The 25,087-nt window shown below is 76.0% G+C and carries 18 protein-coding genes; 7 read left to right on the forward strand and 11 right to left on the reverse strand.

Going from position 1 to position 25,087, the window contains the following annotated elements; genetic code table 11:
• Positions 1 to 19: 19 nt before the first annotated feature.
• The 4 genes from F593_RS0104125 to F593_RS0104140 all read right to left on the reverse strand — a co-directional run bounded on the left by F593_RS0104125 (position 20) and on the right by F593_RS0104140 (position 7,577).
• The gene (locus F593_RS0104125; RefSeq protein ID WP_022927494.1) at positions 20 to 2,737 is read right to left on the reverse strand and encodes a LuxR C-terminal-related transcriptional regulator; all 2,718 of its coding nucleotides are present in this window, start codon (positions 2,735 to 2,737) and stop codon (positions 20 to 22) included.
• Positions 2,734 to 5,439 (reverse strand): LuxR C-terminal-related transcriptional regulator, encoded by a 2,706-nt coding sequence (locus F593_RS0104130; protein ID WP_022927495.1) that lies wholly within the window; start codon positions 5,437 to 5,439, stop codon positions 2,734 to 2,736. Before F593_RS0104130 ends, F593_RS0104125 begins: the two co-directional genes overlap by 4 nt.
• The gene (locus F593_RS22335; protein ID WP_022927496.1) at positions 5,436 to 6,395 is read right to left on the reverse strand and encodes a LysR family transcriptional regulator; all 960 of its coding nucleotides are present in this window, start codon (positions 6,393 to 6,395) and stop codon (positions 5,436 to 5,438) included. The genes F593_RS0104130 and F593_RS22335 overlap by 4 nt, the downstream gene beginning before the upstream one ends.
• 201 nt (positions 6,396 to 6,596) lie before the next feature.
• Positions 6,597 to 7,577: an SDR family NAD(P)-dependent oxidoreductase gene (locus F593_RS0104140; RefSeq protein ID WP_022927497.1), complete on the reverse strand. Its 981-nt coding sequence runs from the start codon at positions 7,575 to 7,577 to the stop codon at positions 6,597 to 6,599.
• Positions 7,578 to 7,765: 188 nt separating this feature from the next.
• Here F593_RS0104140 and F593_RS0104145 point away from each other — a divergent pair, with 188 nt between their 5' ends.
• A complete protein-coding gene (locus tag F593_RS0104145; protein ID WP_022927498.1) occupies positions 7,766 to 8,554 on the forward strand; it encodes an oxidoreductase in 789 nt (262 codons plus the stop codon).
• A 16-nt stretch (positions 8,555 to 8,570) separates the two neighbouring features.
• On the opposite strand, the gene F593_RS0104150 is transcribed toward F593_RS0104145, so the two are convergent.
• Positions 8,571 to 9,626 (reverse strand): zinc-dependent alcohol dehydrogenase family protein, encoded by a 1,056-nt coding sequence (locus tag F593_RS0104150; RefSeq protein ID WP_022927499.1) that lies wholly within the window; start codon positions 9,624 to 9,626, stop codon positions 8,571 to 8,573.
• Positions 9,627 to 9,753: 127 nt separating this feature from the next.
• Between F593_RS0104150 and F593_RS0104155 the strand changes: the two genes are divergently transcribed.
• Complete coding sequence (locus tag F593_RS0104155) at positions 9,754 to 11,331, forward strand: DUF5715 family protein (RefSeq protein WP_022927500.1); 1,578 nt, start codon at positions 9,754 to 9,756, stop codon at positions 11,329 to 11,331.
• Between the two features lie 844 nt (positions 11,332 to 12,175).
• On the opposite strand, the gene F593_RS29710 is transcribed toward F593_RS0104155, so the two are convergent.
• Positions 12,176 to 12,346, reverse strand: a complete 171-nt coding sequence (locus F593_RS29710) for a hypothetical protein (RefSeq protein ID WP_022927502.1) — start codon at positions 12,344 to 12,346, stop codon at positions 12,176 to 12,178.
• Between the two features lie 322 nt (positions 12,347 to 12,668).
• Between F593_RS29710 and F593_RS0104170 the strand changes: the two genes are divergently transcribed.
• Together F593_RS0104170 and F593_RS27750 are read left to right on the forward strand one after the other, a co-directional pair.
• On the forward strand, positions 12,669 to 14,309 hold the full coding sequence (locus F593_RS0104170; protein ID WP_022927503.1) for a carboxypeptidase-like regulatory domain-containing protein: 1,641 nt from the start codon (positions 12,669 to 12,671) through the stop codon (positions 14,307 to 14,309).
• Positions 14,310 to 14,514: 205 nt separating this feature from the next.
• Positions 14,515 to 15,030, forward strand: coding sequence for a hypothetical protein (locus F593_RS27750; protein WP_157251550.1), 516 nt, complete (start codon positions 14,515 to 14,517; stop codon positions 15,028 to 15,030).
• A 65-nt stretch (positions 15,031 to 15,095) separates the two neighbouring features.
• On the opposite strand, the gene tkt is transcribed toward F593_RS27750, so the two are convergent.
• On the reverse strand, positions 15,096 to 17,123 hold the full coding sequence (gene tkt, locus F593_RS0104180) for a transketolase (RefSeq protein WP_022927505.1): 2,028 nt from the start codon (positions 17,121 to 17,123) through the stop codon (positions 15,096 to 15,098).
• 245 nt (positions 17,124 to 17,368) lie between these two features.
• Here tkt and F593_RS0104185 point away from each other — a divergent pair, with 245 nt between their 5' ends.
• A complete protein-coding gene (locus F593_RS0104185; RefSeq protein ID WP_022927506.1) occupies positions 17,369 to 18,427 on the forward strand; it encodes a quinone oxidoreductase family protein in 1,059 nt (352 codons plus the stop codon).
• Positions 18,428 to 18,508: 81 nt separating this feature from the next.
• On the opposite strand, the gene F593_RS0104190 is transcribed toward F593_RS0104185, so the two are convergent.
• Entirely contained in the window at positions 18,509 to 20,197 is a 1,689-nt protein-coding gene (locus F593_RS0104190) for a sensor histidine kinase (RefSeq protein WP_169449146.1), read from the reverse strand.
• Between the two features lie 84 nt (positions 20,198 to 20,281).
• Between F593_RS0104190 and F593_RS0104195 the strand changes: the two genes are divergently transcribed.
• Complete coding sequence (locus F593_RS0104195) at positions 20,282 to 20,740, forward strand: CBS domain-containing protein (protein WP_022927508.1); 459 nt, start codon at positions 20,282 to 20,284, stop codon at positions 20,738 to 20,740.
• Here the strand turns inward: F593_RS0104195 and F593_RS31035 are convergent.
• Positions 20,718 to 22,655: a YhgE/Pip family protein gene (locus F593_RS31035; RefSeq protein ID WP_022927509.1), complete on the reverse strand. Its 1,938-nt coding sequence runs from the start codon at positions 22,653 to 22,655 to the stop codon at positions 20,718 to 20,720. The genes F593_RS0104195 and F593_RS31035 overlap by 23 nt on opposite strands.
• On the reverse strand, positions 22,652 to 23,542 hold the full coding sequence (locus F593_RS22345) for an ATP-binding cassette domain-containing protein (RefSeq protein ID WP_169449147.1): 891 nt from the start codon (positions 23,540 to 23,542) through the stop codon (positions 22,652 to 22,654). Before F593_RS22345 ends, F593_RS31035 begins: the two co-directional genes overlap by 4 nt.
• Positions 23,543 to 23,854: 312 nt before the next feature.
• Here F593_RS22345 and F593_RS0104210 point away from each other — a divergent pair, with 312 nt between their 5' ends.
• Positions 23,855 to 24,349 (forward strand): inorganic diphosphatase, encoded by a 495-nt coding sequence (locus F593_RS0104210; RefSeq protein ID WP_022927511.1) that lies wholly within the window; start codon positions 23,855 to 23,857, stop codon positions 24,347 to 24,349.
• 164 nt (positions 24,350 to 24,513) lie between these two features.
• Here the strand turns inward: F593_RS0104210 and F593_RS0104215 are convergent.
• A partial coding sequence (locus F593_RS0104215; protein ID WP_211216148.1) for a TasA family protein occupies positions 24,514 to 25,087 on the reverse strand: 574 nt, incomplete at its 5' end.

Genomic DNA, 25,087 nt, shown 5'->3' on the forward strand with positions numbered 1-25,087 from the left:
GCGGCGGCGGCGGCCCCGGTCAGCCGCGGGACGCGTCGGCCACGGCGTCGCGCAGCGCCGCGGCGAGCTCGACGCGGCTGCGCACGCCGAGCTTGGAGTAGATCCGCGAGAGGTGCATCTTCACGGTGCTGCGCGACACGAACACGGCACGCGCGATCTCGGGGTTCGTCAGGCCCGTGGCCGCGTGCTCGGCCACCCGCCGCTCGACCGGCGAGAGGCTCTCCCAGCCCTCGGCGGCGGGGAGGCGTCGCCCCCGGCCCCGCAGCGCGGAGGCCAGGACGTCGTCGAGGGTGCTGCGGGCGCCGGCCTCCCAGGCCTCGCCGAACGCCGCGTCGCCGACCGCGCCCCGTGCCTGCTCCTCGACCGCGTCGCACACCGGCGCGGGCGGCGTCGTCCGCACGAGACCCCGCTCCCGGCGCGCCGCCACGACGGCACCGAGGTAGCGGGCGGCGCGCGCGCCGTCGGCCTGCGCCGCGGCGGTCGCCGCGAGCAGCTCGAGCCCGTCGATCGCCGCCAGGGTCCAACCCCCCTCGACCAGCGACGCGAGCGCGTCCTTCGCCAGCCGCTCGGCCTCCCGGGCGTCGCCGTCGAGGTGCGCCGCCCAGGCCGCGCCCTGGTGGGCGACCCCGAGGAACCGACCGTCGCCGACGGATCGCGCGAGCGCCTCGAGCTGGGCGGCGTGCTCGCGCGTGCGGCCCGCGTCCCCGTCCAGGACGGCGACCCGCATCCGGGCCTCGAGCGCGTAGGGCCGCAGGGCGAACGTGCCGTACCGGGGGGTGTCGAGGGCGTCGAGGTGACGGCGGGCGGCGTCGAGGTCGCCCGCGGCGAGCGTGCACGTGACCAGCCCGTTGAGCAGCGCCCCGGTGCCGGCGCCCACGTCGTGGCGTTCTGCGCGGGGCAGGAGCGACCCGAGGCGCTCCACGCCGGCCGCCGCCGTGCCCGTATGGGCGTCGACGATCGCCGCGCACGCCTCGAGCGCGCACACGGAGTTCAGGTCGTCGCCGAGCTCCGGCGCCTCGGCGCGGCGCAGCAGGGCACGCGCCTGCTCCGGCCGGCCGTGGTGCAGCTCCGTGAACACGGCCAGGTGCAGCACCCACCGCACGTTGACGCTCGGCCCGAGGCGGCCGTTCACCCGCATCGCCGCGGGCAGCGCCTCTTCGAACGCGACGCCGTCCGCCCGCCAGAAGGCACAGAAGCACAGCATGGTGCGCAGGTCGGACTCGCACGGCAGGTCGTCGATGCCGGCCAGGAGCTCCAGCCCGCGTTGCAGCGGGACGACGGCGCCCTGGGGGTCGAGGTGCCCGAGGACCGCGCCGAGCTGCGCCGACGCGTGCGCCAGGGCCCGCGGATCGCCGGCCTCCTCGGCGAGCGCGACCGCCTGCTCCGCGGCGGCGAGGGACCGCTCGCCCTCCGCGCGCCACAGCAGCAGGATCGCGAGGACCGACGTGGCGAGCGCCCGCTGCGGCGTCGCGTCCGGGGCCGTGGCCGCGAGCGCCTCCTCCGCGATGCGGACGCCCTCGCAGTGGCGGCCGGTCTCGCGCCAGAACCGGCCGAGCCACGCGACCATCCACAGCGCGTCGTCGCCACCGCCGGCCGTGGCGTCGCGCGCGGCGGCGCGCAGGTTCGGGGCGTCCGCGTCGAGGCGCCGCCGGCCCGCGGGCGAGCAGGCCCACGCCTCGCGGTCGGCGCGCTCGGCGAGCGCGAGGAAGTACGCCCGGTGGCGCGCCCGCAGCGCGTCCGCCTGGCCGGGGCGGAGCAGCTCCGCGGCGTACTGACGGACGAACTCCGGCAGCCGGAACCGCGTGCCGTCGCCCGCGTGCTCCACCATCAGCAGCGAGTGGTCGACGAGCGTGCCGAGCCCGTCGAGGGTCGCGCCGTCGCAGACCTCGGTCGCCGCCTCGACGGTGAACGGCGGCGCGAACACGGAGAGCTGGGCGAAGAGCCGCCGGTCGGCCGGGCTGAGCAGCTCGGCGCTCAGGTCAAGCGACGCGCGCATCGTCCGGTGGCGCGCCGCGGCGTGACGCGAGGGGCTGCCGAGGACGTTCAGGGCGTCGCGGAGGCCGTCGGCGATCTCGCGGAACGACAGGAGCCGCGCACGGGCCGCGGCGAGCTCGATCGCGAGCGGGATCCCCTCCACGCGGCGGACGATGCGCTCGACGTCGGTGGTCGCGCCCATCCCGTCGAGGTCGGGCCGGACCCGGGCAACGCGCTCGAGGAACAGCTCGACCGCGTCGGACCGGCCGCCGTCCTCCGCGGTCAGCCCGAGCGACGGCACCGTGAACACCGTCTCCTCCTCCAGGCCGAGCACCACGCGGCTCGTGGCGAGCACCCGCGTGTCCGGGGAGCTGCGCAGGACGGTCCGCGCCAGCTCGCGCGCGACGTCGGCGACGTGCTCGCAGTTGTCGAGCACCACCAGCGCACGGCTCCCGCGCAGGTACTCGCCGACCGCGCGGAGGGACGCCGGCGCGCCGTAGACCCCCAGCGTCGCCGCGAGCGCGGCCACGGGGTCGTCGTCGCCGCGCAGCCCCGCGAGCTCGACGACGTGCACCTCGCGCTCCGCCGCCACCCGTTCCGCGACGTGCAGGGCCAGCCGGGTCTTGCCGATCCCGCCGATCCCCGTGAGGGTGATCAGCCGCGTGCCGCCCCCTAGGCGCTCCAGCAGCCAGTCCGCCTCCCGGGCACGCCCGATGAACGGGGTCAGCGGCGCGAGTTCGCCCGCGATCACGCCGCGGCTCACGGGTGCTCCACGAGACCGTCGCGGACGACGGCGGCGAGCTCGACGCGACCGCGCACGCCGAGCTTGGGGTAGATCCGCGAGAGGTGCATCTTCACGGTGCTGCGCGACACGAACACCGCCCGCGCGATCTCGGGGTTCGTCAGGCCCGCGGCCGCGTGCTCGGCCACCCGCCGCTCGACCGGCGTCAGGCTCTCCCAGCCCTCGGCGCCGTCGCCGCGCCGACCCCGCCCCCGCAGCACGGAGGTCACCACGTCGTCGAGCGTGCCGTCCGCGCCGCCCGCCCAGGCCTCCTCGAACGCGGCGGTGCCGCTGGCCCGCGTGGCCCGGTCCATGACGTCCCGCCACACGGCGTCCATCGGCACGGCCCGCACCAGCCCGCGCTCCTCCCGTGCCGCGGCGGCGGCCCCGAGGTACCGGGCGGCACGTGCGCCCTCGCCCTGGGCGGCCACGGCGGCGGCGAGCAGCTCGAGTCCGTCGATCGCGGCGAGCATCCACCCGCCCGCCTGCAGCACCTCGAGGGCGTCCTTGGCGAGGCGCTCGGCGGCACGGGCATCGTCGTCCAGGAGCGCCGCCCACGCCGCCCCCTGGCGCGCGAGCCCCAGGAACCGCGAGTCGCCGGTGAACTGCGCCGACCGCTCGAGCGCCGCGGCGTGCTCGCGCGCACCGTCCGCGTCGCCGTCGAGGATCGCGAAGCGGATGCGGGCGTCGAGCACGTAGGTCCGCCACGCGAAGGTGCCGTAGTGCGGATCGTCGAGCGCATCGGTGTAGCGGCGCGCGGCGTCGAGCGCGCCCGCGGCGTACGTGCAGGCGACGAGGCCGTTCACGACGGCCGCCACCCCGGTCCCCGCCTCGGAGCGCTGGGCCCGGGGCAGCAGCCGCTCGAGACGGTCCGCGCCCTCTCGCGCCCGGCCGGTGTGCGCGTTCACGAACGCCGCGCTCGACTCGACGGTGCACACCGAGCCGAGGTCGTCGCCGTCGTCGGGGGCGACCGCATCCGCCAGCAGGGCCCGGGCGCGTCGCGGGTGCCCGCGGTGCAGCTCGGTGAACACGGCCAGGTGCAGGACCCAGCGCATGTTCGTGCTCGGACCGAGGCGGTCGTTGACGCGCATCGCCGGCCCCAGGACCTCGTCGAGCGCCGCACCGTCCGCACGCCAGAAGGCGCAGAAGCAGAGCATCGTGAGCAGGTCGGACTCGCACTGCGGATCGTCCGTGCCGTCGAGGAGCTCGAGCCCGCGGTCCAGCGGCGCGACGGCGCCCCGGGGATCGAGGTGGCCCTCGACGGCGCCGAGCCGGGCCAGCGCGTACGCGAGCGTGCGCGGGTCGCCCGTCTGCTCCGCGATCGCCACGGCCTCGTCCGCGGCCGCCTGGGCCCCGGCCATGTCGGCGACCAGCAGGCGCAGGATCGACAGCACGGAGAGCGCCATGGAACGCTCGGACGTGGGTTCCGGCGACGTGCGGGCGAGCGCCTCCTCCGCGGTGCGCGCCCCTTCGTCGAGCCGGCCGGTCTCGCGCCAGAACCGGCCGAGCGACGCCACCATCCGCAGGGCGTCGCCGCTGCCGGCGGCCGTGGCGTCCTGCGCGGCGAGGCGCAGGTTCGGGGCGACCTCCACGAGGCGCCGCCGCCCCGACTGCGTGAAGCCCCAGTGCTCCGCATCGGCGCGCTGCGCGAGCGCGAGGAAGTACGCGCGGTGGCGCGCACGCAACACGCCGCGCTGCTCCTCGTCGAGCAGCTCGGCCGCGTATTGGCGAACGAACTCGGGCAGGCGGAAGCAGACCCCGTGATCGCGGTGCTCGACCATCACCAGGGACTGGTCGACGAGGCTGCCCAGGCGGTCCAGCGTCGCGCCGTCGCAGACCTTCGTGGCGGCGTCGAGCGTGAACGGCGGGGCGAACACGGAGAGCTGGGCGAAGAGGTCGCGATCCTCCGGGCTCAGGAGGGCCGTGCTCAGGTCGAGGGACGCCCGCATCGTCCGGTGGCGGGCCGCCGCGTGGCGCGACGGGTTGCCCAGCAGGGACAGCGCGTCGCGCAGGCCGTCGGCGATCTCCCGGGTCGAGAGCAGCCGGGCGCGCGCGGCGGCGAGCTCGATCGCCAGCGGGATCCCCTCCACGCGGCGGACGATGCGCTCGACGTCGGTGAGCGCCGTGTCGGCGTCGAAGTCGTGCCGCGATCGGGCCGCCCGGTCGACGAAGAGCGCCACGGCGTCGGAGCGCTCGCCGTCCTCCGCGGTCAGCGCCAGCGGCGGCACCGTCAGCCGGGTCTCCTCCTCCAACCCGAGCACCACGCGGCTCGTCGCGAGGACCCGTGCTTCCGGGGAGCTGCGGACGACGGCCCGCGCCAGCTCGCCCGCCGCCTCGGCGACGTGCTCGCAGTTGTCGAGCACCACCAGGGCGGGACGGCCGCGCAGGTACTCGGTGATCGCGTCGGGCGACGCGGGGGCCCCGTAGATCCCCAGCGACCCGCTGAGCGCGGCGAGCACGTCGGCCCGGCTCGCGAGCGGGGCCAGCTCGATCACGTGCACCTCGCGCTCGCCCTCGGCCGCCACCCGCTCGGCCAGGTGCAGGGCCAGCCGGGTCTTGCCGATCCCGCCGATCCCCGTGAGGGTGATCAGCCGCGTGCCGCCCCGTAGGCGATCCAGCACCCACTCGGCCTCGCGCGTACGCCCGATGAACGGGGTCAGTGGCGCGAGGTCGCCGGCGATCACGCCGCCACCGTCCCCGTGATCGGCGCCGCCGGCCGCCCGACCGCGCGGGCCCGGACGGCGACCGCATCCCGCTGGGCCGCCTCGCGGAACGCGCCCCCGGCCAGCTCGACGAGCGCACGCAGGGGGGCCGACGTCGCCCCGCTCCGCCACACGAGCTCGCGCTGCAGCACCGGCGCGTCGTGCACCGGCCGCCACAGCAGCCGCTCCTGCAGCGCGAGAGCCGCCGAGATCTCGGTCAGCACCGTGTCTCCCGATCGCACGGACGCCATCATCGCGAACCCGGGACCCCCCGGTACGAGGCGGGGCTCGATCCCCAGCGCGCGGAGCGCCGCGTCGACGACCTCGTCCCCCGCCCGGCCGCCCCGCCCACCCGAGACCGCGAAGGACTCGTGGCGCAGCTCGAGCGCGGACACCCGGGCGACCCGGGCGAGCCGGTGGCCGGGCGCGATCGCGACGCCCATCGGCAGGCGGACGAGCGGGGCGGTCTCCAGGCCCGGCACCGGGGGCCGCGGGCCCCGGACGACCGCCGCGTCCAGCCGGCCGTCGCGGACGTCGCCCAGGAGCGTGCCGGTCTCCGCCTCGACGACGGTCAGGTCGATCTGCGGGCGCGCGGAGCGGAGGGCGTCGACCAGGGCCGGAGCGAGGTCGTAGCGCGTGCGCCAGTCCGCGCCGAGCCGCAGGCTGCCGGTGAAGCCGTCCTTCACGTCGCGGGCCGCGGCGAGGGCGTCGTCCGCCGCGGCGACGGTGGCGCGGGCGCGCTCGAGGAAGACCTCGCCCGCCTCGGTGAGCACCACGCCCCGGCTGAGCCGCTCGAACAGCCGGATCCCCAGCTCGCGCTCGAGCGCGAGGACCTGCTGGGAGAGCCCTGATTGCGCCATCCACAGCCGCTCCGCGGCGCGCGTGACGTTGCCCTCCTCCGCGACCGCCACCACGTAGCGGAGTTGTCGCAGATCCATCCTCGTGCTCCCTCTCGAACGATCCGAACTTCGTGAGAGGGACGGTACGGCCGGAGCGCCGCCGAACCTACGGCCACCTGGCCACTTCTTCCGGGGGATCCGGATGGCCACCTGGCCATCCGGATGGCCGCGGTTCCGCTGCGGCCCGTCGCCAGGCCGCAGCGCCGGCGTCTCCGCCGGTCCTACCCCGCGGGGTGCCGGTCAGGCGGGGGTGAACGGGACGCCGGTGAGCCGCTCGCTCAGCGTCCACAGCCCGTAGGCGGCGACGGGGTCGACGGCCCAGCGGCGGACGCCGTGGGTCGCCCGACCGTCGACATCGACGAGCGGCGCCACGTCGTTGTCCTCGAGGTACGCGCCACCGTGGGCGTCCAGCCGCGGGTCCGTCGCCGCGAAGACGATGGTCGCGGCCCCCTGGGGGATCGTCTTGATGCCGTCGGGGAGGCGCTCGCCCCGCTCGTCGACGACGCCCAGCGCGCGCAGATCGCTCTGGTCGAGGTGGCGGGTCAGGCCGGTCCAGATGTTGCCGGGGTGCAGGGAGAACGCGCGGACCCCGAACGGGGCGGCACGGGCGTCCAGGCCCGCCGCGAACAGCGCGTTGGCCGACTTGCTCTGGCCGTATGCCTTCCACTTGTCGTAGGGCCTCGTCTCGAAGTTCGGGTCCTCCAGGTCGACGCCCGAGATCTGGTGCCCGAGGGAGGAGACGCTGACGACGCGGGCCCCGTCGGGCGCCCGGCGCAACGCGGGCCACAGCCGCGCCGCGAGCCGGAAGTGCCCGAGGTGGTTGACCCCGAACTGCAGCTCGTTGCCGGCGGCGTCGCGGCCGAGCGGCGGCGCCATGATCCCGGCCGCCCCGATCAGCAGGTCCAGGGAGCGGCCGCTGCGCACGAACCGGTCGGCGAACGCGTCGACCGACGGCGGGTGGGCCAGGTCCAGCTGCTCGACCTCGATCGTGCCGGGCAGCCCGTCGATCGCGTCGCGGGCCACCTGGGGTCGCCGTGCGGGCACGATCACGGTGGCCCCGGCGCCCGCCAGGACGCGTGCCGTCTCGAGGCCGAGCCCCGAGTAGCCGCCGGTGACGACGGCGGTGCGGCCGTCGAGCCGGCGCGCTCCCAGGACCTCCTCGGCGGTCGTGGTGGCGTCGAAGCCGGAGCCGAACGGTGTTTGCTGCGCGATGGTCGTCATGCGGCGACCCTAGGCCGCGCGGCGCCCCATTCCGGGCCGTGAGCAGCACCGCTGATGGCGTCATCGGCGACACGTCTGGGCCCGTCGGCCGCCCGGCCGTAGCGTGGCGACGATGGCGGGAGCTCGGGCTCCGGGCCCCGGGCTCCCGCTGCGGATCCGCCCGCCCGGAACAGCGGACGAGGTGTCAGATGGACCTGGGACTGGACGGGAAGAGCGTCGTCGTGACCGGCGCGAGCAAGGGCATCGGCCTCGCCGTGGCGCAGGCGTTCGCGGCGGAGGGCGCACGCGTGGTGGGCGGCGCGCGGACGGTCACGCCCGAGCTCGCCGGGGTGCCCGGGGCGACGGCGGTCGAGGTCGACCTGGCGACCGCCGAGGGTCCGGCGCGGCTGGTGCGCGAGGCGGTGCAGGAGCACGGCGGCGTCGACGTGCTCGTCAACAACGTCGGCGGCATGCTCGCGCCCCGGCCCGGCGGGTTCCTGTCCGTCCCGGACCCCGACTGGCTCCCGATGATGGAGTGGAACCTGATGACGATGGTCCGCGCCAGCCGGGCCGCCATCCCGCACCTGCTCCAGCGCCGCGGGGCGATCGTGACCGTCTCCTCGATCAACGCCCGCCTGACCGAGCCGGCCGTCGTGGACTACGCGGCGACGAAGGCGGCGGTGAGCAGCGTCAACAAGGCGTTGTCGATGGAGTTCGGCGCCCAGGGGCTGCGGGTCAACACGGTCTCGCCCGGACCGGTCCGCACGCCGTTCTGGCTCGCGGAGGACGGCCTGGCCAACCGCCTGGCCCACGCGCAGGGGACCGACGCCCGCACCGCGATGCGCGGCGCGTTGGCGGGCACGGGCGGCTCGGCCACCGGGCGGTTCAGCGAGCCGCACGAGGTCGCCGCGCTCGTGGTGTTCCTGGCCTCGGAGCGCGCCGGGAACACCACGGGGGCCGACCACGTCGTCGACGGCGGGATCGTCAAGACGACGTAGGCGCGCCCGGCCTGCTCTACGGCCGCAGCAGCGACTTGATCGCCGTGCGCTCGTCCATCGCCGTGTAGGCGTCGGCGACGTCGGCCAGCGCGAAGGAGCGGTCGAACACGCGGCCCGGGTCGATCGCGCCGTTCAGGACGTCCTCGAGCAGCTCGGGCAGGTACTGGCGCGCCGGGGCCACGCCGCCCGCGACGCCGACGTTCGTGCCGAACATGCGGTCCAGCGGCAGCCCGCCCTCGCCGTGGGGCACGCCGACGTAGCCGACCATCCCGCCGGGGCGCGTGGACGCGATCGCCTGGCCCATCGACTCCTCCGTGCCGACGCACTCGAGGACGGCGTCGGCGCCGATGCCGCCGAGCAGCTCCTTGAGCTCCTTCGCGCCCTCCTTGCCGCGCCCGGCGATGACGTCGGTGGCCCCGAACTCGCGGGCGAGCGCGGCGCGGTCGTCGTGGCGGGAGAACGCGACGATCCGCTCCGCGCCCAGGCGGCGCGCGGCGAGCACGCCGGACAGCCCGACGGCCCCGTCGCCGACGACGGCGACCGTCCCGCCCTCGCGCACCCGCGCGGCCACGGCGGCGTGGTGCCCCGTCGCCATGACGTCGGAGAGCGTCAGCAGGCTGGGGATCATCGCGTCGTCGGGGGTCTCGGGCGTCGCCACGAGCGTGCCGTCGGCCTGGGGGACCGTCACCCACTCGGCCTGGCAGCCGTCGACGGGCCGGCCGGTGCGGCCCGGGCGGCCGGCGCCGAAGACGCCGCCGCTGACGCACGAGGTGTGGATCCCGTTGTGGCAGTGCACGCAGGTGCCGTCGCTGAAGACGAACGGGGCGATCACGAACTGCCCGGGCTTGACCGTCCGCACGTCCGCCCCGACCTCCTCGACCACGCCGACGAACTCGTGCCCGATCCGCGAGGGCTCCGGGGTCTCCTTGACCCCGCGGTACGGCCACAGGTCGGACCCGCACACGCACGCGGCGACGACGCGGACGATCGCGTCGGTCGGCTCGAGGATCGTCGCGTCGGGCACCTCCTCGAGGCGGATGTCGCGGGGGCCGTGGATGAGGGTGGCGCGCATGGGGTCCTTCCGGTCGGCGGGCGACCCCGTCGGCCGCCCGTCCCTTGCACGCTGAAACTACCCGCGCGGGCCGCGCCGCAGTCGGGTCCGCGTCGCCGGCCCCGCCCTTCGTGCCACCATGGCGCCCGTGCCCGACCGCTCCCCCCGGTCCGCCCGCCCCCGTCGTTCCCGGGCCGGCGGAGCCGGCGCCACCCGTCGGACCCCTGCCCGCCGCGAGCCGCCGTGGCTGCTGATCGCGGCGGTCCTGGCGGTCGTCCTGGCCCTGGTGGTGCTCGTGTCCTCGTGCGGCGGGAAGGACGACGGCGGCGACTCGAACTCGCCGGAGGCCAACCCGGTGCCCGGCTCGGCGACCCCGCTGGGCAAGCAGGCGCTGCGGATCCTGCGTCCCGACACGGAGGACCGCGCGAAGGATCTGACCCGGCGCGCCGAGGCCGGGTTCGCCAACCCGCTCTACCGGCTCGTCCCGGGCGGCGCCGTCGAGAGCGCGGCGCGCGTGCAGCGCTACCGCTCGCTGATCGAGGACGTGGCGAAGGAGGCCGACGAGGACCCCGACGTGCTCGAGGGCATCGTCTACCTCGAGAGCGCCGGCCGGCCCGACGCGATGGCGTCGGACTCCATCGAGGGCGCCGCGGGGCTGACGCAGATCGTCGCCGGCACCGGCACGCAGCTGCTCGACATGAACGTCGACACCGGCAAGTCGGGGGCCCTGACGCGCCGGATCACCCGCGAGCTGCGCCGGGGCAACGCGCGGAAGGTGGCGACGTTGCGTCGGTCCCGCGCGAAGGTCGACGAGCGCTTCGACCCGAAGAAGGCACTCGAGGCGACCACGCGGTACCTCAAGTTCGCCCGGGGCGAGCTCGACGACCGCGACGACCTGGCCGTCGCCAGCTACCACATGGGCGTCGGCAATCTGCAGAACCTGATGAAGGCGTACGGCAAGGGCACGGTGCCCTACGTCGAGCTGTACTTCGGCATCGACCCGCTCGGCTCCCCGAAGGCCGCGGCGCTGGCGCTTGAGCTCAACGACGACTCGACGACGTACCTGTGGCGCGTCGGCGCGGCGCGGCGGATCATGCGGCTCTACCGCGACGACCGCCCGGCCCTGGTCCGCGAGGCCGAGCTGCAGACCCGCAAGGCCTCGAGCGAGGACCTGCTGCACCCCGTCGAGACGACGAAGACCTACGACGACCCGGACGAGCTGGCGAAGGCCGAGCGCTCCGGCGAGGTCGCGGCCCTCCCCCGCACCGCGCTGCGCGCCAACGGGATCGCGATCGATCGCTCCATGGGCGAGCTCGCGCCGCGCCTGGACCAGCCGAAGACGCGCTACCGCGGCCTGCGTCCGGGCGCCCTGGCGGGCCTGTTGACCATCGGCGCGGCGGTCCGCGCCCTGAACGACGACGCGAAGCCCGCAACGCGGCTCACCGTCACGAGCACGGTGCGCGACAAGCGCTACCAGGCGCTCCTGGGCGCGGAGAACGTGCAGGCCACCCGGGCGCTCTCCCAGCACACCACGGGCTGGGCGATGGACATCTCCCGCACCTACCCCCGCGGCCAGACCGCCCCGCTCTTCCAGTGGACCCTGACCCGCCTGCAGGCCCTGAACCTCATCGCCTGGGTCCGCGAGCCGACGGCGATCCACCTGACGTTCAGCTCGGCGGCGGAGAAGGAGCTGGGCGGGGTGCTGAAGACGGCGCTGGGGCGGTAGCGCCGATCACGTTCCCCCGACGAGGACGTCCTCTGCAGCCCTCACGGGACCACCGAGCAGGTGCGCCCGAGGTCGTCGCGGCCACGCTCGGTCCCCGACGCGCGAGGGGGTCGATGCTCCGCCGGGGCGAACAGCGGGGGCCGTTGCAGAGACCTGCATACCCTGCGGACCGACTCCTGTGCCTCCGTCCGGCTGAAACCCACCCGTCGCAAGAACCGTATGCACTCGACGCCGCCAACGACGCAGAGGTTCTGGCGATAGGCGGTCCGCAAATGCCGCAAATGCCCCGATCCGTCACGCACCGTGACCACCGGATCCGCGAACCGCACGGCCGTCCCCCCTCGAGCTGGCCCGCGCAGGACGGCGATGAGTTCCCAACCCTGGCCGGGCGCCAGCTTGGCCCCGGAAGGCTCGCGGAACCCATCACACGGAAAATGGTCCCCCGTCTCACGCGCGACGCGCGCGTCATTGTCGAACCCGATGTGCCCACCGGGACACCGGTTCCCCGGGCGGGACGAGAGCGATCGCAAGCGGTACCGGATCGCGACCCGCGGCCGGACGGTAGCGAAGCGCCATCCGACGATTTCGTACGTGGGGCCGTCTTCTTCGACCTGGAGGCGCAAGCCACCAAGACCGTCGAGTTCCCCGGGCAAGCCCAGGACGGAGCCGCCGGAGAACGAGTGGGTGAGCGTCACCCCCTCCGGCGGTCGGTGGTCGTCGCCGCGCCCCGCAGCTACGAGCAGCCAGACGATGGCGGCGACAGCGACGCAGCCCGCGACCGCCACGAAAGTCGTTCGCCGCTTCACTTCTTCCGTTGGCCCGCGTAGTTCCGGTCCGCGCTCGACTACCCCGCGGTCGGGCGCCGACCCTCGTCCGCCGCAGGCGCCGCGGAAGAGGGTCCGCGCTCGACGCGGAGGTCGCCGCCCCGCACCGGCAGCCCGTCGAGTCGCCGCTCGAGCGAGAGCGCGAGCAGGACCCGGCGGCGCGCGATGCGGCGCTGGTCCTCTACGCGCACGGGGCGGGGGTCGGGGGGACGGTCATGCGGGGACGAAGGAGGTCGCACGCCGCCGCGACGGTGAGGCGCGGCGGCGTACGGGGACGGGGCGGCCGTGGGCCGGCGACCAACACACACGTTGGGCCTGGCGCAACCTAGTCCATGGCGTGCGGGGCCCGAGCGACCCGTTCGCCCCACCCCCCGCACGACACCCCCGCACATCGCCCCCGTCACTGCGCCCCCGCACCGCGTCCCTGCCCGGGGCGCGCCCGCGAAGCCGGCCCGACGCGGGGTGGGCCATCCGGCCCCGGATCGTCCCGGCGCCCGTAGCATGCGGGCCGTCGTGTCCCCGCTCGCTCGCCCCCGCCCAGCCCGGCCCGCCGCGACGCCGGCCGCGCTGCTCCTCGCCGTCCTGGCGACGCTCGTCGCCCTGTCGCTCACGGCACCACGGGCGTCGGCCGCCACGTACGAGGTCTGGTCGTGCCGCGGGCCGCAGGCCGCTCCGACACCGTCGGGCGCGTGGGTGCCGGCGACGGCGCCCGAGACGGCCCCGAAGGCCGTGACCGCCGACACCTGCGCGGACGGCGGTGCGCTGCGCGCCGCGCTGATCCCGAACGAGAGCCACGCGAAGGGCGCGGCCTCGCTCACGTTCGGCGCGCCCGCGGGCACGCGGATCGTCGGGTTCGACGTGGACCACACCGTCGCCACCGGGACGATGGGCTTCTTCTCCCCCGGCAGCTACGTCTCCGAGCTCGTCGCGACCGACCCCGGTCCGGGGCAGCCGGCGACCGCGCTCACGGCGTGCTCCGCTCCGCGCCTGGGCAGCGGATGCTCGACCGCGGCCGTCGCCCGCCGCGACGCGACCGCCCCCTCCCTCGGCGGCCTCGTCCTCCGCGCCACGTGCCCGTCGAACGGTTGTGGGTCCGCGAACGGCGTGGGGGCCGAGGCGGTCCTGCGCAGCGCCCGCGTGGCGCTCGACGATCCCGCGGCCCCGGTCGTCGAGAGCGTCGGCGGCACGCTCGCCGGCAGCTCCACGGGCGGGACGCGCACCGTCACCGTCGCCGCGCGCGACACCGGCGGCGGGGTCGCCGGGATCACCGCCTCGGTCGACGGTGCCCGCCCGATCGTCGACGCCGCCGGCGGGACCTGCGCCGTGCCGTACTCCGCCGCGCAGCCCTGCCCCGCGGCGCGCGAGGCGCTCTTCGGCGTCATCACCTCCACGCTCTCGCCCGGCACCCACAGCATCGCGGGCACCGTCGCCGACGCGGCGGGCAACCTCACGCCGTGGGGTCCGGTCGCGTTCACCGTCCCCACGAAGGCCTCGAACGGCGCGAAGAGCACCGCTCCGGGGGCCGTCCCCGTGCCCGGCGGGTCGCCCGTCGCCGTCGACGGCCGCCTGACGGTGACGAGCACGCGCACGAAGAGCGGCCTGCTGCGCCCCTCGGGCCGCCTGACCACCGCGAAGGGCACGCCGATCGCCCGGGCGAAGGTCCGCCTGACGCGCACACGGATCGGGGCGAAGCGCCCGGTCACCACCGAGCTGAAGACGGTCCGCACGGACCAGGACGGCCGGTTCACGGCCGCCACGCTCCCCGAGGGGGCGTGGAACGTCGGCGCCGCCGCGGTCGTCCGCGACGGAACCGCCACCGCGGCGCGCCTGCTCAAGACCCCGCTGCGGGTCACGGCCGACGCGAGCCCCCGCCGCCTGCGGACGGGCGGACGGGCCGTGCTCGCGGGACGCCTCACGGGCGCCGGGCTGTCCCGCAAGGGCGCGCCGGTGCGGATCCAGGTCATCGCGGGCGGCCGGTGGCGCACGGTCGCCGCGGTCCGCACGGACGCCGTCGGCCGCTGGCGCTGGCGCCACCGGTTCACGAAGGTCTCGCGCCCCACGCTGTTCTCGTTCCGCGCCGTCGTGCCGCAGGTCGGCACGTGGCCGTGGGCCGACGTCGCCGGCCGCGCCCCGACCGTCCGGGTCGACCCGTGAGCCGGACCGCGATGGCCCGGCGGGTCGGGCGCGTCGGCCGCGCCGCGACCACCGCCAGCACCGCGACGGGAGCGCGCCGGTGAGCCCGGCGATCCCCCGCCCCGAGCGCCCGGCCCCCGTTACGAGCGCAGCGGGCGACGGCGACGGCCCGCGCCTCCCGCGTGACCCCCGCGGCTGGGCACCGGTCGCCCTCACCGCGGTTCTGGTGACCGTGACGGCGGCCGGCACGCTCGGCGCCTTCGCGGGCGGCGACGGCCCTCCCGCGACCGACACCGCGCGACTCGCGGCCGTGACCACCGCGCCGCTCACGGCGACCGTCCCCGACGACGCCACGAACGCCGCGGTCGCGACGGAGGCCGCCGCCCGCGCCGTCGAGGCGCGTCGGCGCGAGCGCGCCGCGATGCGCGCGGCCGAGGAGCGGGCGCAGCGGCGCCGCGAGGCCGCCCGCGAGCGCTGGGAGACGCGCCAGACCGCCGAGCGCCGCGCCACGCAAGCCCCCACGCAGACCCCGGAACCGGCGGCCGCGCCGTCCCCGGACGCGACGCCCTCGAGCGCCGCTACGCCGCAGCCGACGCCGGCGCCCACGCCGCAGCCTGCCGCTCCGGCGCCGAAACCGACCCCGAAGCCCCAGCCGGCCCCGAAGCCGAAGCCGCGCCCGGAGGGCACGACGACGACCGCCGATCCGCCCGTACGGGACGGCGCGGAGGAGTTCGGGGACTAGACCCGCCGCCGACGGGCGGCGGACGCCGCGCCACCGACCCCCGGGGCCGGGGGCGCGGTCCGGTCCTACTCGCCCAGCAGCTGCTTGGCGCGCGCGGCGACGTTCGCGCCGGTGATGCCGAGGCGCTCGAGGACCTCGGTGCCCGGGGCCGAGGCGCCGAAGCGGTCGATGCCGACGGCCGTGTCGACGTACCGCTCCCAGCCCATGGTGATCGCGGCCTCGACGGAGACCTTCGGCACGTTCACCGGCAGGACCTCGAGCTGGTAGCTCTCGTCCTGCTCGTCGAAGAGCTCCCAGGAGGGCATGGAGACGACGCGGGCCTTGATGCCGTCGGCGGCCAGCACGTCGGCGGCCTCGACGGCGGTGCCGACCTCGGCGCCGGTGCCGACGAGGATCACGTCGGCGCCACCCTCGGGCTCGCGCACGACGTAGGCGCCGCGCGCCACGCCCTCCCAGGCCGCGTCGTCGCCGCCGTCACGCGGCAGCGGCGGCAGGCCCTGACGCGAGAGCGCCAGCACCGCCGGGCCGTCGACGTCCTCGAGGATCGTGCCCCAGGCCGCCATCGTCTCGACGGAGTCGCCGGGACGGATGACCGTCAGGCTCGGGATCGCGCGCATCGACGCGAGGTGCTCGACGGGCTGGTGGGTCGGGCCGTCCTCGCCCAGCGCGACGGAGTCGTGCGTGTAGACCCAGGCGACGTGCAGGTTCTGCAGCGCCGACAGGCGGACGGCGCCGCGCATGTAGTCGACGAACTGCAGGAACGTGGAGCCGTAAGGCCGGACGATGCCGCCGTGCGCGGCCAGGCCGTTGACGATCGCGCCCATGCCGTGCTCGCGCACGCCGAAGTGCACGTTCTGCCCGACCTCGTCCTTCGTGTAGAAGGACGCGTTCGGCAGCACCGTGTTCGTGGAGGACGAGAGGTCCGCCGCGCCGCCGACGAGCGTCGGGACGAACGGCTCGAACGCCGCCATGGCGCGCTTGCCGGACACGCGGGAGGCCTCCTTCTCGACGGAGACGGCCTTCAGCGCGTCCTTCACGCCCGGGAGCGGCTTGCCCTTCCAGGCCAGGTCCCACTCCTTCGCGCGGTCGGCGTCGGCCGCGCGCCAGGCGGCGTAGCGCTCGTCCCACGCCTTGCGGGCCTCGGGGCCGGGGTTGCCGGCGCGGAACTGCTCGTACACGCCGTCGGGAACGAGGAAGTGCGCGTCCGGGTCCCAGCCCATGGCCTCCTTCGTCAGGCGGACCTCGTCCTCGCCGAGCGGCGAGCCGTGGGCCTTGTTCGTGCCCTGCTTGTTCGGGGACGGGAAGCCGATGACGGACTTCACCGAGATCAGCGTCGGGCGGACCTCGTCGGCCTCGGCCTCGTCCAGCGCCTTGCGGATCTGGTCCAGGTCGTTGACGTCCGTGATCGTGAGCGTCTGCCAGCCGTAGGCCTCGTAGCGCTTCGGCACGTCCTCCGAGAACGAGAAGGACGTCGGGCCGTCGAGCGAGATGTCGTTGTCGTCGTAGAAGACGATCAGGCGGCCCAGGCCGACGTGGCCGGCGAAGGAGGACGCCTCGGCGGAGATGCCCTCCATGAGGTCGCCGTCGGAGGCGATGCAGTACGTGTGGTGGTCCTGGACCTCCTTGCCGTACTTCTCGCGGAGGAACCGCTCGGCCATCGCGATGCCGACGGCGTTCGAGATGCCCTGACCCAGCGGACCGGTCGTGACCTCGATGCCCTCCGTCAGCGGGAGCGGCGTCGCGTCCGGGCCGGAGTCGGCGTCCGGGAGGTGGAACTCGCGCTCGGGGTGGCCCGGCGTCTTCGAGCCCCACTGGCGGAAGTTCTCGAGGTCCTCGACCGAGATGTCGTAGCCCGCGAGGTGCAGCGTGGCGTACTGGAGGATCGAGCCGTGCCCGGCGGAGAGCACGAAGCGGTCGCGGTCGACCCACGCCGGCTCGGCCGGGTCGTACTTCATCCGCTCGGCGTAGAGCACGTAGGCGAGGGGCGCCAGGGCCAGCGGCAGACCGGGGTGTCCCGAGTTCGCCTTCTGGACCGCGTCGATCGACAACGTCCGGATCGTGTTGATGCTGAGGGTCGCGTCTGCGGAGCTCACCCGCCCAGTATCCCGATCCTGGGCCGGAGTCCAAGGGCCAGGGTGTGAATGGGGGTCGGATGACGGAGGCCGAGCACCGGCGCGACGGGCCCGGCGACGCGTCCGCCGCGCGGCCCGGCGCTCGCCGACGATCGCGAACGCTGCTCGCGTCAGCACCCACCCGACTGGCTCCGGCCGGGACCCGGGCCGACACTCCCGGGGCTGGCCGCACGGCCCGCCGCCGCCCCCCGAGCCCGGAAGACCCCGTGTCCGACCGCACCCCCGCCCCGCCCGCCGTCCCCGAGCCCGCCGCCACGATGCGCGCCGTGCAGCTGCACGGGTTCGGCGGCGCCGACGTCCTGGACGTGACGGACCTGCCGCGCCCCGAGCCGGGACCGGGTCAGATCCTGATCCGCGTGACGGCCGCCGGGGTGAACTTCGCCGACGTCCTGCGCCGGCGGGGCGACCTCTACCCCGTGCCGACGCCGCTGCCGTTCGTGCCGGGGGCCGAGGTCGCCGGGACCGTCGCGGCCCTCGGCCCCGGCGTCGACGGTCCCGCCGTGGGGACGCGCGTGATGTCGGTCGTGGGCGACGACGCCTCGGGCGGGTACGCCGAGTTCGCCGTCGCCTACGCCGGGAGCGTCGTCCCGATCCCCGCCGGGCTCGACGACGACACCGCCGCCGGCGTCGTCGTCGCGGGCCTCACCGCGGTCCTCCTGCTCGACGCGGCGGCGCGGATGCAGCCGGGCGACGCGGTGCTCGTCCCCGCGGCCGCGGGCGGCGTCGGCGGCTTCGCGGTACAGGTCGCGAAGCTGCTCGGGGCGGGGACCGTCATCGGCACGGCGAGCACGGAGGAGAAGCGCGCCGCCGCCGCGGCCCTGGGCGCCGACCACGTCCTGGACCCGGAGTCCCCGGGCTGGGCGCAGCGCGTCCGCGACCTGACCGGCGGGCGCGGCGTGGACGTCGCGCTCGAGATGACCGGCGGCGACCGCCTGGCCGAGACCCTGGCCGCGCTGGCTCCGTTCGGCCGGCTCGTCGTCTACGGCGCCGCGGCCGGCGTGGCGGGCAGCGTCGACGGGGCCGCCCGTGACGCCTTCCTCTACGACCCCGCCCCGAACCAGTCCCTGACGGGCTTCACGCTCGGCGGGTGGTTCGAACACCGGCCGGCCGTCGCGGGCGCGGCGCTCGGACGGCTCGTCGAGTGGGTCGCGAGCGGCCAGGTCGAGGCACCCCGCCCCCGCGCGCTGCCGCTCGACGAGGCGCGCGAGGCCCACCGGGCGCTCGAGGCGGGCGAGGTCACGGGGAAGCTCGTCCTCCGGCCCTGAGCCGCCTGGGCGGAAGCCGGGCGCGCCCCCGTCCGGTCAGTCGGCGGCGGTCGACTCTCGGCCGCCGTTGCGCCGTGCTCGTCAGTCGGCGGCGGCGCGACGGGGCGGGGCCACGGGGAGCCGGGCGCGCAGCTCCGTGCCGCCCGCCGCACCGCGGCGCAGGGTGAGCGTGCCGCCCGCGAGGTGCGCCCGCTCCCGCATGCCCGTGACGCCGAAGCCGCCGCGCTGGACGAGCGCCGCCTCGTCCACGCCGCGGCCGTCGTCGCGGACGGACACGTCGACGCCCGTCGCGTCGCGGGTGACCTCGATCGCGCAGCGCGCGGCCTCGGCGTGCTTGACGACGTTCGTCAGCGCTTCCTGCACCAGGCGGTAGATCGCGGTCTCGACCTCGGGGTCCAGCCGGTCCTCGCCCAGGTCGACGTGGAGGTCGATCTCGAGCGCCGCGGTCTCGCCCACGCCGCGCGCGAGGCTGTCGAGCGCCGGCGCCAGGCCGAGCTCGTCGAGCGCCGCGGGGCGCAGCTCGGTGATCAGCGTGCGCAGCTTCGTGATCTCGCCGCCGAGGGCGTCGAGGACCTCGCCCACGGCCTCGGCCGTCGTCTCGTCCGGGCTGCGCTGCTGGGCGACGGACAGGCGCACGCGCAGGCCGGCCAGGCCCTGCAGCGTCTCGTCGTGCAGCTCGCGCGCCCAGCGCCGGCGCTCCTGCTCGGCGGAGTCCAGCGCGTCGCGCAGGCGGCTCTCGCTGACGTTCTGCGCGGTGGCCACGGCGGTCGCGGCGCTGGCGGCGAACGCGAGCAGCAGCTCCTCGTCGTCCGGGGTGAAGGTGCCGTCGTCGCTGTCGATCCGGTCGACGGCCACCAGGACGCCGAGCCCGCGGCCCCGGAAGACGAGCGGGACGAGCAGGCAGCTCGTGGCGTCGGCGATCCCCAGCGCGGACGCGGGCACCCGCAGGTTCGCGGCGCTCTCGCGGCGCGGGCGGCCCGCGCGCAGGACGTCGCCGGCGGTCGACCCGGCGAGCGGCACCGCGGTGCCGGCGAGGGATGCGCCGCCCACGCCCGCCGCGGCGGCGATCTCGATCTGGTCGCCCTGCGGCAGCGAGATGAACATCGTGCGCGCGCCGACGAGGGCGCGGCCGCGCTTCACGATCAGCTCGAGCACACGGTCGAGGTCGGTCTCCGCCCCCACGGCGCGCGCGATCGTCGTCGTGGCGGCCAGCACCTGGTTCACGCGCTGCAGCTCGTCGTGGCGGTTCTGCACCTCGTTGACGATGCGCGCGTTCTCGACCGCCACGGCCGCCCAGTCGGCGAGGACGATGAGCGCCTCCTCGTCGGCCCCGTCGAAGGGCACCCCACCCTCCTTCTCCGTCAGGTAGATGTTGCCCCAGGACGCGCCGCGGACCACGATCGGCACGCCGAGGAACGTCGTCATCGGCGGGTGGCCGGCGGGGAACCCGAACGACTGCGGGTGGTCCTGCAGGTCGTCGAGCCGCAGCGGCTCGGGCTCCTCGATCAGGACGCCGAGGATGCCGCGGCCGTGCGGCAGGTCGCCGATCGCGCGCTGCGCCTCGGCGTCGACGCCGCGGGTGAGGAAGCGCGCCAGCCGCTCCCGGTCGCCGTCCAGGATGCCCAGCGCGGCGTAGTGCGCGCCGGTCAGCTCCTGGGCGGCGGACAGGATGTTGGTCAGCAGCGCCTCGGGGTCGAGCTCCTCCACGAAGGAGCGGCCGACGGCGATCAGGCGCCGGAGGCGGGGTTCGTCGAGCGTGTCGGAGGCCATGGGGTCGGAGGGACCGTAGAACACCACGACGGCTCCGCGGAACCCCCCGATGGCGCGACGCACGGCGGCGGGCACCATGGAACCGTGTCCAGCTCCACCCACCTCCAGCTGTCCGCGCTGCTCGCCCGCGACGCGATGCGCCGCCGGCTCGTCGTCTGCGCCGGGGCGATGGGGGTGCGCGAGGCCGCGGCCGAGATGACGCGCCAGGGCGTGCGGTGCCTCCTGATCGAGCGTCCGCTGCGCGGCGCCGGCACGGACGGCCCCGGCTGGGCGGTCGTGACGGACGAGGACCTGCTCGCCGCCGTCGTCGACGTCGCCGGCCCCGAGCGGCTCGTGCGCGCGATCGGCCGCCCGCTCGTCGTGGTCGACGCGGACGACGACCTCGCGGCCGTCGGCGCCGGCCTGCTGCGCGCCGGCACCTCGCACGCGCTCGTCACGGAGCACGACGAGCCGGTCGGGCTCGTGACCGCCGCCGACGTGCTCGCCGCGCTGGGCGGCACGCACGTCGCCGAGCTCGACGTCAGATCTCGATGCGCGGCTTGAGCTGGTCCATCCCCCAGACGCGCCGGCGTCGGGCGACCAGCACGGTGAGCGCGAGCGCGACGACGAGGTAGCCGAGCAGCACGACGGCGTCGAGCACCGCGTGGGCGGCCTCGCCCCCGGAGATCGTCACCCGCAGCGCCTCGACCGCGTAGCTCATCGGCAGCAGCGGGTGCAGGAGCTGGAAGATGCCGTCGCTCGTCTGCAGCGGGTAGAGCCCGCCGGCCGAGCCGAGCTGGAGCATCAGGAGCACGAGCGCCAGGACGTCGCCGACGGCCCCCAACAGCGCGCGCAGCAGCTGCACGATCGCCACGAACGCGCCGACGGAGAGCACCATCACCCCGAGCGTCGCGACGGGCTGGACGGCGTCGAGCCCGAGCCCGATCTCGAGCCCGAGGAACAGGACGAGCGCGCCCACTGCGCCGAGCGCGAAGGGCGGCAGCCAGCCCGCCGCCACGATCGTCGCGGCCCCGGCCGGGCTCGCCAGCAGCCGCGGGTTGAGCGGCCGGAACAGCAGGAACACGAGGATCCCGAACACCCAGAGGCCGACGGGGAAGAAGAACGGGGCCAGCCCGCGGCCGTAGACGCGCGCCGGGTGGTCCTCCGTCGTGACGATCCGCACGGGCGAGCCGAGGACCTGGGCGGTCCGCTCGCGCTCCGCGGCGCTCTGCGCGGGCACCTGCGACAGCGCCGCGCGGAGCCGCCGGGAGATGCGGGCGACCCCGGTGTCGACCGCCTCGGTCGCGGCCGCGAGCCGACGGGCGCCCGGCGCGGCGGCGCGCACCGCCTCGTCGACGGCGTCGAGGCCGGAGGTCGCCTCGCGCGCCGCGCTGACCAGGGGCGCGGTCGCCGTGCCGGCGCGCAGCTCGCGCACCGCCCCCGCACCGCCTCGCTGGATCTCGCGGGTGCGGACGACGAGCCGCGCGATCGCCCGGTCGCTCTCCCCCAGCCGCGCGTCGGCGAGCTCCGCGTCGGCGCGGGCCTTGCGGGCCGTGCGGCGCACGGCGGCGAAGCCGTCCAGGCGCCGCAGCTCCGGGTTCTCGCGCGCCAGCCGGCGCAGGGTGCGGTCGACCCGGCGGGCGCGGGACGCCACGTCGGAGGCCGCGTCGGCCGCGATCCTCGAGGGGCCGCGCGCGGCGACGGCGGCGTCCGCCAGCGCCCCGGTGAGCGGTCCGACGGTGGCGGCCGTCGCACGGCCCAGCGCGTCCGTCGTGCGCGCGACGGCGGCCAGGCCCGCCGCCAGGTCGCGCGAGGAGCGGGTCAGCGAGGACGTGCCGCGGGTCAGCGGCACGAGCCCCGCCACCACGCTGCGGCTGCCGGCGGAGAGCTCGCGCGTCCCGTCCCGCACCCCGTCGACGGCCTTCAGCGCCTCCTGCAGCTGGGAGCGGAGGCCGCCGACGTCGCCGAGCGCGCTCTGGGCGTAGGTCGTCACGGCCGCGGTGTTCGCCTGCTGCTGCAGCTCCGCGCGGGCGCTGTCCGCGATGCGGCTGATCACGAACCCGTTCTGGTCGTCGATCCGCAGCCCGAGCTGCGCCTGCCGTGGCCGCGTGCCCGCCGAGCTCGTCAGCCGGGCGCTGAAGTCGCGCGGCACCGTGATCGTGAAGAGGTAGTCGCCCTCGCGCAGCCCCTCCGCCGCCCGCTCGCGGGGGACGAAGTGCCAGTCGAACGCCCCGCTGGCGCGCAGCTGCTGCACGAACTCGTCGCCCCCGGCCACCCGCTCGCCGCGGACCCGCACGGCGGAGTCCTCGTTCACCACGGCCACCGGGATGCGGTCGACCCGGCCGAACGGATCCCAGCTCGACCAGAGGTAGACCGCGCCGTAGAGCAGCGGGACGAGCGCGATCGCGAGCAGGGCGACCCGCGGCAGCCCGCGGCGGAACGCCCGGAACTCGAGGAGGGCGAGGCGCAGGGCGGTCATGCGGTGGCCTCGTCGTCGGCGGGACGGTCGTCCGGCGGGGCGGGGGTGTCGGGCGCGGGGTAGCCGCCGCGGGGGCCACCGGCGGGCGACACGCCCGGGTCGGAGGGTCCGGCCGACGCGGGGCAGGCCGGCGTGTCCTCGCCCGGCCGGGCGCGGCCGCCGCCGGTGGGGTGGTCTTCGCCCGCGGGCCGGGTGCTCCGCCGGCGCTCGCCGGGGTGGCGCAGCGCCACGGGGACGTGGTCGATGCCGACGGGGGTCTCGAGCGCCGAGGCCACCACCGTCACGCCGGACGACGCCACGGCGTCCAGGGCGTCCCACGCGCGCTCGCGCTCGGCCGGGACGAGCCCGTCGTCGATGTCGTCGACGAGGATCAGCGGGCGGTGCTCCGCGACGGCGAGGGCGACGACCAGCAGCAGCGACTCGACGGGCGGCAGGTCGCCGAGCACCGCGCCCGCGGGAGCGTCGACGCCGACCAGCTCGCGGGCCAGCGCGACGTCGTCGTCGCCCACCGCCCCGCCCGACGCGAGCCCGTGCTGGCGGACGACGTCGCGGACGCGCATGCCCTCCTCCGGCTCGATGCCGGGACGGATCCGCGCGACGGCGGACAGCTCGCGCAGGGCCCCCAGGCCGTCGGCCGCGTCGTGGTCGCCCACGCGCAACTCGCCCGCCACGAGCCGGAAGCGCCCCCCGAGGGCGAGCAGGAGCACGCTGCGGCCCGAGCCCCCGGGGCCGTGCACCACGCCGAGCCCGCCCGCCGGCAGGTCGAGGTCGACGCCGGAGAGCACGGTTCCCCGCGGTCCGCGAGCCGCGAGGCCCCGGGCGACGACGGCCACGCCGCGAGGGCCCGGGGCGCCCAGGCGGCCACCGCGGCGACTCAGGGTCGGCACGGGAGGACCTGGTGTGCGATTGGGCGCATGTGTGTGCTTCCGGTGTGGGGGGTGGGGGGACCCGCGTCGTGGGTTCCACGCGAGGACGCACGACGATCACTCCACCCTATCCCCGCCCCTGCTGCCGCTCCGTGCGCTCCGACGCACGGCCCCCGCCCGGGGTCCCGGGCCTCGGCAGCGAGCCTCCGAGGGCGCGATGTGCCGTTGCAGCGCGGCCGATGGCCCCGCGCGCGCCGACGCGTCGCCGTGCGCGAGGGCGCCCCTGCACGCATCCGCCCGCCCTGTGTGACCTCCGCACCGTAGAATGGGCGGGTGTCCGACGATCTGCTGATGTTCGTAGAGATCCCCAAGGGATCCCGCAACAAGTACGAGTGGGACGAGGAGGTCGGCGCCATCGTCTTCGATCGCTACCTCTACTCGTCCGTCGTGTATCCGGCGGACTACGGGTTCATCACGGACACGCTCGGCGAGGACGGCGACCCGCTGGACGCCCTGACGCTCGTCTCCGACCCGACGTTCCCGGGCTGCCGGATCCCGGTCCGCGTCATCGGCCTGTTCAAGATGGTCGACCAGGGCGAGGTCGACGACAAGGTCATCTGCGTACCGGTCGCCGACCCGAACTGGAAGGGCGTCGACTCGCTCGACGACATCTCGGACCAGCTCAAGACCGAGATCTCGCACTTCTTCGAGATCTACAAGCAGCCCGAGGGCAAGATCGTCGAGGTCCAGGGCTTCCGCGACACGCAGGAGGCGCTCGACACGGTCAAGGCCGCCAAGCAGCGCCTGATCGACCAGAAGCAGGGCTGAGGAGCCCGCCGCGGTCACGGGATCGAGGCGGCGCCGACGCGCTCGCCGACGACCCGCGGCCCGGCGGGAACAACCCCAGCAACGACGAAGCGCCCCCGGATGGGGGCGCTTCGTCGTGCTGGGGTCCCGCGCTGCCCGTGGGCGGCGCGGGAGGAAGCGGAGCTCTAGGGGGCGGGCGTGGCGGTGGGGGTCGCGTCCCACTCGTAGTTGGCCGTCGCGGCCTTGCCCTGGTCGCCGTTGGGGGCCGTCTGGTTCAGCGTGACGGTGAAGCGGTACGTGTGGGCCTCGTTGACCGCGAAGGAGCCGAGCGTCTTCTTCGCCAGGCCGCCGAGGTCACCGGTGTAGACGTCCGTCGGGGCCGTCGGGACCGTGATGTCCTGCACCTTGACCGTCAGCGAGCCGGCGGAGAAGCCGTTGGTGGCGCCGCTCTCGGTGAGGACGAAGTCGCCGGCCAGCGTGCCGGTGTTCTTGATCGTGACCTCGCCGGTCTTCGTGTCGCCGGGCTTCATGTTCGCGCCGGTCACGATCGAGGTGCCGTTCTTGGAGTTCGTCTGCAGCAGCGTGCCCGACGTGAACGTGTTCGCCGCGTTGGCGGTGCGGGAGGAGAACGTCGCGCCGGACCCGACGGCCACGCCGGTGGCGGCGAGCAGGACGACGAGGGCGGAGAGCAGACGACGGGGCGAGGAGAGCAGAGCGCGAAGCATGAAGAGGAGTCCTGGGGGTGGGAGTCGGAGAGCG

The organism is Patulibacter americanus DSM 16676 (assembly GCF_000420025.1).
In the GTDB taxonomy this organism is placed as follows: domain Bacteria; phylum Actinomycetota; class Thermoleophilia; order Solirubrobacterales; family Solirubrobacteraceae; genus Patulibacter; species Patulibacter americanus.